Origin of the sequence: uncultured Virgibacillus sp., from assembly GCF_947495635.1 — a bacterium.
In the GTDB taxonomy this organism is placed as follows: domain Bacteria; phylum Bacillota; class Bacilli; order Bacillales; family Amphibacillaceae; genus Virgibacillus; species Virgibacillus salarius.
This window is the reverse complement of record NZ_CANMAB010000150.1, coordinates 1-6,824: the sequence shown is the minus strand read 5'-3', so window position 1 is coordinate 6,824 and position 6,824 is coordinate 1. Positions and strand designations below refer to the sequence as shown.

Here is a 6,824-nt window from a genome sequence, read left to right as displayed (position 1 = left end):
CAATATACATCAAACATTTCAAAATAACTACTTGGCTTAACGCAGTCATTGCACTGAATTTATACTTTCTTAACTTATAAAAAAGAAGACTATTTTATAGCGAACATAATCTCAGCTTCACAGGCAACTTCTCCATCCACTTTAGCAATAGCTTTTCCTTTACCAATTGGACCTTTTAATCGCACTATCTCTACATCCATATGCAATTGATCACCTGGTTTCACCTGTCTTTTAAAGCGACACTTGTCAACGCCAGCTAAAAATCCTATCTTCCCTTTATTTTCTTCTAAACCGAGCATTGCAATTGCTCCAACTTGAGCAAGTGCTTCAAGTATTAAAACACCAGGCATTACTGCGTAATCCGGAAAATGCCCTTGAAAAAACGGTTCATTAGCAGATACATTTTTTATCCCAGATACCCTTTTTCCCTCTTCTATTTCCGTAACCCGATCTACTAATAGGAAAGGATAACGGTGTGGGATCGTTTCTTTAATTTGTTCAATATTCATAAGATCTCTCCTTTTTTTATTTTATTGTTAAACATTTTCTGTCCATTGCAATGCTACCATTGTATTTGCCGGAGAAAAACATTTACGGTGAAAACAACCGTCTGTTTTGGAAATCAACTGTGTTCTCATATACTAAGGAAAACTCAACCAGGGTTTTGTTTCCTCCCCACGGATTGGTAGTACCACAAGGGTATGACCTAAAGGTCTTTGAACCAATCGGACATTTACCTGCAGTTGATCCATCACTTCCCCATATTGGTTTTTCTTCATTACTTGAAGTGAGGGGCTTACTGCCGATTATATGCGGGATAAAAAAGAGCATCTAATCTTCTTTGGTATTCGACTAGATGCTTTCATTTTATTCTGTTTTAGTTACTATATCAATAATATGCTGCCAAGTCTCTTTCTTTAATACATCTACCGGAGTGCCATCACCTATTACACCGTATCCAATCATTAATCCTGCCACTAATGCAATAGCACAAAAAAGAAGAACGACAATGATCCGTAACCAAATGGGGAAAATCCGCAACCTTGGTCTTTTTCCCATTTTTCTCTCCTGCTTTTGCTTCTGTTTTTGAGATTTTCTCATTTTTCCTTCCGCTTCAACAGGACGATCCTTTTTCTCTTTCATCCGATTTAAAAATCGCTGAAATTTAGAAGGCCTCTTAGGTTTTTTTTCCGACATTGCTCGATCCTCTTGATTTATAGACATGATTTGTTTCTCCTTATTCCTTTAAAAATACATAGGCATAACATTTTAATTCTTATGAGCAAGTTAATACATTAGCGTAATTGATTTACTAAGCCTGACATTTGATCACTCATAGATATGGTTCTTGCATTAAATTGATATGAACGTTGTGTCATGATTAAATCTGACATTTCTTTTGATATATCTACATTAGACATTTCTAATGCTCCACTTTTTAATAAAGACTCATTGTCGCCTACATTTTGGATGATTTCACCGAAATTAAAACCAAGCTCATTTAAGTTTGGTAATTTAAACTCATTATTCCCCGTAGCCTCTAATAATCGAGGTCGAACGGCTTCAACAATTGCAAGTCGACCAACAACCTCCGTTTGGTTTCCTCTTCTTACCTCAATCTGACCATTTGGCTGAATAGCAATATCATCAAAGCCTTCTTCTATTAGAATAGGTCCATTTACTCCAAGTATTGGGCTGCCATCACTGTTGGTTAACATAACTTCTTGATCATTGTTCATAGGACTTAAGTAAAACGCTCCATCACGGGTATAACGCGTTTCTGTTACACCATTTTCGACTACTTGTACTTGGTAAAAATGATTTTCACCCAAAAGCGCCGTATCTAATGCTCGTTCTGTTTCAGTGAGCGTACCTTGTGAGAGGTTTATATTTGTTGAACCGAGTTTTGCACCTGCTCCAATACGTAGTCCATCCGGTGTTAGTCTACCTTCTGCATTTGCAGGGTCTGTCATGTTATTCATTTGCTGAAATAATAAAGAAGAAAAATCGGCTTGTCTGCTTTTAAAGCCAGTTGTTTGACTATTCGCCATATTATTTCCGATTAGATCCAGTTTATTTTGCAGTTGATTCATTGTGACTGCTGCTTGTATCATCGTTCTGGACATACCTTATTCCCCCTAGACTAGACGCGCAATTTCGCTTACTGCCTTCCCCATACTCTCATCATAAGCTTTCAATACTCGTTGATTCGTCTCAAACAATCGATAAGACTCCATCATTTGCGTCATAGATTGAAGTGAATCTACATTTGACCTTTCAAGAAATCCTTGTTTGATTGAAAATGTTACGCCTGGGGGTAAATCTGCAGCGTCTCCTGCATATAACCCATTTCCTTCTTTCGTTAACCCATTAGCATCTGTTGCATACGCTACTCCCAAATTAACAGACTGCTCGGGAGTTTGCAGCAAGCCGTCTGGTGTTACGCTAAACTCCATTCCATTTGTATAAATCGGCTCTCCTGACTGATCAAGCACGTAGAAGCCTTGATTTGTTACTAAATACCCTTGTCCATCAACCGTAAAATTTCCATTTCTAGTGTAACGAATTTCTCCATCAGTGTCTTGAACAGTAAAAAATAAACTTCCGGCCTCATCGGGTAATTCACCATTAACGATTGCAAGGTCCGTGGCAATACCAGTTTCTCTCATATCACCCTGGGTAAAGTTTGGAATGGTTTCCTGAACATACACCCCTGTATTTAATGAGCCAATTGGCTGTTGTATAGGTACATGCATCGATGTACTTGTGGGAACTTCTTTTCCACCCATTTGATTCATTAACATTTCCGGAAATGCTCGCAAGCTTGTCTGATCGGCTTTATATCCTGGAGTATTGGCATTGGAAATATTGTTAGAAAAAGCTTCCTGTTGACGTTGCTGAGCAATCATCCCGCTTGCAGCCGTATAAAAGCCTCTTAACAAGACGTCCCCTCCTCGATCTGATTTTTAACAGGTCTTCATTCCGTTAGATAACTTTTTTGCGTTCAATCTTATCAATATTTTCCAGCATCATTCCTGTACCTTTTGCTACACAGCTCATTGGCTCCTCTGCAATGAAAACAGGCACCTTAAGCTCTTCTGCAAGTAACTCATCAATACCGTGAATTAATGCTCCGCCACCTGTTAGAATGACCCCTCGGTCAATAATATCAGCAGATAATTCTGGTGGCGTACGTTCTAGTACAGATTTTGCAGCCTGTACGATTAGGAATACGGATTCACGTAATGCTGCTTCAATTTCAGTAGAATTAACGGAAATAGTACGTGGTAATCCTGATACCATATCACGACCTCGGATTTCCATTTCTTCATTTCTTCCACCCTTGAATACCGTTGCCACATTTATTTTTATCTCTTCTGCAGTTCTTTCACCAATTAATAGTTTGTACTTTTTCTTTATGTATTGTAAAATTTCGATATCAAATTTATCACCGGCCATTTTAATGGACTCAGATGTCACAATATCGCCCATTGATAAAACGGCTACATCTGTCGTACCTCCACCTATATCAACAACCATATTTCCACTCGGCTGGAAGATTTCCATACCAGCACCAATTGCTGCTACCTTTGGCTCTTCTTCTAGGTAAACTTTTTTACCACCTGATTTTTCCGCTGCTTCTTTAATAGCCTTTTGCTCAACCTTCGTGATGTTGGTTGGACAACAGATAAGTATACGCGGCTTAGACAAAACTCCTTTTACGTTTATTTTATTGATAAAATGCTTCAGCATAGCTTCTGTAACATCAAAATCAGCAATTACTCCATCCTTTAATGGACGAATTGCTTCTATGTTCCCTGGTGTACGTCCAACCATTTTTCTTGCAGCCTCACCAACCTCTAGCACTTTTCCTGTGTGTCGGTCCATCGCCACAACGGATGGCTCATTCAAAACTATTCCTTTTCCTTTAACATGAATTAATACATTGGCTGTACCAAGATCAATTCCAATATCCCTAGAAAACATGGGTTCAGATCCTCCTACTTAGATTACTATCTCTTTTTTATCCATACTGCTACTAATATAATATTTTACCACAAAACTCTACAATTAACTGCATTTTATTTAAATTTTGTCTAGGAAATTCGACAGGGGTAAATGTTTAAATAATATCATTAACGAATACGGTCTAATCACATCCTAAAGAGGCCCGGGGGTAACTAACAACTTCTTTACTCAAAATACGAATAACCATGTTATCAATAGGAGTATCATCGCCGCACCATTAAAATATACGCTCTTTCCGCGGGCACAGCATCAGCTAACTTAGTAAAGAAAAATACGTTACCAAGTGGATCTTCGGACTCGTGCTGTTCCCGCGGGAGTCTTGCATATTTCAGATGCTAAATGAATGATCCCAATCAAAAAACGAACGATAATTAAACCTAAACTAATAATCGTTCGTTTTTCACTGTTTATTCATTCTTTTGTCTCAGCCTCTTTAATTTCCACTAATTTTGTTATAACCACTTATCCTACTGGCTTTGCCTCCTCTGTATGTTTAGGCTCGATTTTATATTTTTTTCTCGTTGCTTCTCCTCCACGCAAATGACGGATAGCCTTATGATGCTCAAGAACCTTCTTTACCCTGTTTGCCAATTCTGGATTAATCTCTGGTAATCGTTCTGTTAAGTCTTTATGGACTGTGCTTTTAGAAACACCAAATTCTTTCGCTATCACTCGGACAGTTTTCTTTGTCTCCACGACGTAATTTCCTATCCTGATAGTCCTTTCTTTGATGTAATCGTGCACACCGTTCGCCTCCCTGAGTTGTATATTTCCGAGGTGGTATTGAGACAAGGTGTTCCATTAGTGGCCTGCATATATGTTGAAATCATAAAATAAGTCGCTATGTATACTTGTTTTTACGTGTCTACATCCATTATTGTATTTTACTTAATATTCTGTTATTTATATATACAAATTAGCTGATTTATGTGTGTAACCAGAAATAAAGCCACACATGCTCTCACCTCAGACATTTCGGAATGATTGGTTTGTATAAGTTTATTATCGAGTAGGTGTGTTTATGATTAAAAAACCATCTTTAAGGAAAGAAGGACATGCATTTTTTAATGAGGAAAGTAGCAGAACGTTCCCTGAATATGAACATATCAATTTCTTGCGAAGTAATAAGTAGTAAAAATATATAAAAAACGATTCAACCTTTTCATCTTGCATTAGTGCTCCTTGTCACGCTTCCTACCAGTAATACTGTATTTTTTTCTTGGTCTTGATTCTTTTCCTAATAGACTACGTAAATTCTCTTTACTTTTAGTCTAACGGTCCAAGATCAGGGTCGGCTTGTATAGACACACCGGAATCAGCAGAAATATTACCAGGAACTAAAGAAATCATCATCACCAATACAGCCATACAAAGAAAAGATTTTACCTTTTTCATTTTATTACCTCCTAAGGAATATAAGGTTAGAAAAAGTTGAATCGTTAATCACCTATTTAGTTTTCATTTAATTAATTCTTCTTCACCACTCTCGGAATATTTTTTCACATTGTCTTCAATATATTGAGAGGTAACCTACTAAAGAAATAATCACTGCGCTTCTCAATAAAATCCTTATGAGATTGCAACAACAGTCGTTTATCATGTTTTGCTTTTCCCATGTAATATAGTCTAAAAGGGCTATTTAATGGGATATTACTTAATATCTCAATCGCTTTGTCTTTATTCCCTTTTGCAATTTCAATATGTGCCTGTTCACTTTTATCTACGGTGGTTATACCTTCCACCTTTTTAAAATGTGCAGCTATAAAAGGAATATTGTTATTTCGAATTAGATGCAAGACATCTTTTAGCTCATATTTTTCAGCTAAAGCAGTAGCCTCTTCTAAATGATGCATTGCTTGAAAGTACGTATCAAATGTATAGGAGAACCCAAGTTTTATATGAACGCCTGCTTTTGTTGAAGGGTTTTGTGAAAGATTAAGTACTCTATAGGCACATTTCCTCGCCATAATAAGTTCATTTCTCGACATATAATAAATCATTAAAATATGATTGAGTCTTATATTGAAAAAGGAAACAAGAAGTCTGTCATCGATTCTAGCAAATAATTGTTGTTGGATTTCTAAAAAATTACCCAATTTTCCCAGTTGATTTAGATCATAATATAAAGTTACCTTAACAAATTCTATTAGGCATTCTGTTTCGGGGTCGTTTATTGTTGGCATTCGTTTAATTCTCTGTAGCAATTCATGTGGAGGAGTTCTCTTTATTCTTCTATCTATCATTAACTGATAAATAGATGCCCATTGTCTGTTGGAAGTATAGGTGGATTTCAGATTCTTCTCAATCAATTGTTGCAATTCTCCAAAGAAGCCATTCATATATAAAAATTCCATGCCTTTTTTCTGAATATCTCGCGATGATGATTGTAAGCAGTATTTTCGGATTAATTGTATCACTGTTTCATCATTATGATCCCGTGATAGAAATTCCTTTAACTGCTCCAATGATAGCTCATCTTTACCCGAAATAAACATAGTAGGTAAGGACATTAATTTTAAACTCCTTTCCAACAAAGAAAAACAAGGCTTATTATCACTTGACTGTAAACAACTTTCGTCAAGCTTCAACATAATATTTTATTAATCACTATATTAACACATTTTCAACAAATAAAAAGAGGTAATCGTTCGACAAATTTTGCTATACATAAGAAACACTATGGTATAGCCAAATTTTTATACTTTCTTATCTTTCTAAAAAAACGGAGCAAAATTCGCTCAGTCCTTATCACTAAATGCTCAGATTTACGCTTCCTCTAGTAGCTATTATGGAAT

At 36.5% G+C, this 6,824-nt stretch carries 9 protein-coding genes; 1 reads left to right on the top strand and 8 read right to left on the bottom strand.

The annotated features are described in order from the left end of the window. Window positions 1-89: 89 nt before the first annotated feature. Window positions 90-509: a 3-hydroxyacyl-ACP dehydratase FabZ gene (fabZ, locus tag Q1A47_RS19585; protein WP_026681763.1), complete on the bottom strand. Its 420-nt coding sequence runs from the start codon at window positions 507-509 to the stop codon at window positions 90-92. 173 nt (window positions 510-682) lie between these two features. Here fabZ and Q1A47_RS19580 point away from each other — a divergent pair, with 173 nt between their 5' ends. Then, entirely contained in the window at window positions 683-835 is a 153-nt protein-coding gene (locus Q1A47_RS19580; protein ID WP_299632728.1) for a hypothetical protein, read from the top strand. A 32-nt stretch (window positions 836-867) separates the two neighbouring features. Here Q1A47_RS19580 and Q1A47_RS19575 read toward each other — a convergent pair whose 3' ends face one another. The 7 genes from Q1A47_RS19575 to Q1A47_RS19545 all read right to left on the bottom strand — a co-directional run bounded on the left by Q1A47_RS19575 (window position 868) and on the right by Q1A47_RS19545 (window position 6,539). Next, window positions 868-1,224 (bottom strand): DNA-directed RNA polymerase subunit beta, encoded by a 357-nt coding sequence (locus Q1A47_RS19575; RefSeq protein WP_166530114.1) that lies wholly within the window; start codon window positions 1,222-1,224, stop codon window positions 868-870. Between the two features lie 71 nt (window positions 1,225-1,295). Next, window positions 1,296-2,126: a flagellar hook-basal body protein gene (locus tag Q1A47_RS19570; RefSeq protein ID WP_026681765.1), complete on the bottom strand. Its 831-nt coding sequence runs from the start codon at window positions 2,124-2,126 to the stop codon at window positions 1,296-1,298. Between the two features lie 12 nt (window positions 2,127-2,138). After that, window positions 2,139-2,942, bottom strand: coding sequence for a flagellar hook-basal body protein (locus Q1A47_RS19565; protein ID WP_166530113.1), 804 nt, complete (start codon window positions 2,940-2,942; stop codon window positions 2,139-2,141). 43 nt (window positions 2,943-2,985) lie between these two features. Then, complete coding sequence (locus tag Q1A47_RS19560) at window positions 2,986-3,987, bottom strand: rod shape-determining protein (protein ID WP_026681767.1); 1,002 nt, start codon at window positions 3,985-3,987, stop codon at window positions 2,986-2,988. A 504-nt stretch (window positions 3,988-4,491) separates the two neighbouring features. Then, window positions 4,492-4,773: a sporulation transcriptional regulator SpoIIID gene (gene spoIIID, locus Q1A47_RS19555; RefSeq protein ID WP_026681768.1), complete on the bottom strand. Its 282-nt coding sequence runs from the start codon at window positions 4,771-4,773 to the stop codon at window positions 4,492-4,494. 522 nt (window positions 4,774-5,295) lie between these two features. Further along, complete coding sequence (locus Q1A47_RS19550; RefSeq protein ID WP_255637807.1) at window positions 5,296-5,424, bottom strand: hypothetical protein; 129 nt, start codon at window positions 5,422-5,424, stop codon at window positions 5,296-5,298. A gap of 104 nt (window positions 5,425-5,528) precedes the next feature. Beyond that, complete coding sequence (locus tag Q1A47_RS19545; protein ID WP_026681769.1) at window positions 5,529-6,539, bottom strand: AimR family lysis-lysogeny pheromone receptor; 1,011 nt, start codon at window positions 6,537-6,539, stop codon at window positions 5,529-5,531. Between the last annotated feature and the right edge of the window lie 285 nt (window positions 6,540-6,824).

What these genes read in the sequence shown, in the direction of transcription:
- fabZ (WP_026681763.1), bottom strand. Translation starts at nt 509, where the DNA reads ATGAATATTGAACAAATTAAAGAAACGATCCCACACCGTTATCCTTTC.
- Q1A47_RS19550 (WP_255637807.1), bottom strand. Translation starts at nt 5,424, where the DNA reads ATGAAAAAGGTAAAATCTTTTCTTTGTATGGCTGTATTGGTGATGATG.
- Q1A47_RS19575 (WP_166530114.1), bottom strand. Translation starts at nt 1,224, where the DNA reads ATGTCTATAAATCAAGAGGATCGAGCAATGTCGGAAAAAAAACCTAAG.
- Q1A47_RS19560 (WP_026681767.1), bottom strand. Translation starts at nt 3,987, where the DNA reads ATGTTTTCTAGGGATATTGGAATTGATCTTGGTACAGCCAATGTATTA.
- Q1A47_RS19545 (WP_026681769.1), bottom strand. Translation starts at nt 6,539, where the DNA reads ATGTCCTTACCTACTATGTTTATTTCGGGTAAAGATGAGCTATCATTG.
- Q1A47_RS19570 (WP_026681765.1), bottom strand. Translation starts at nt 2,126, where the DNA reads ATGTCCAGAACGATGATACAAGCAGCAGTCACAATGAATCAACTGCAA.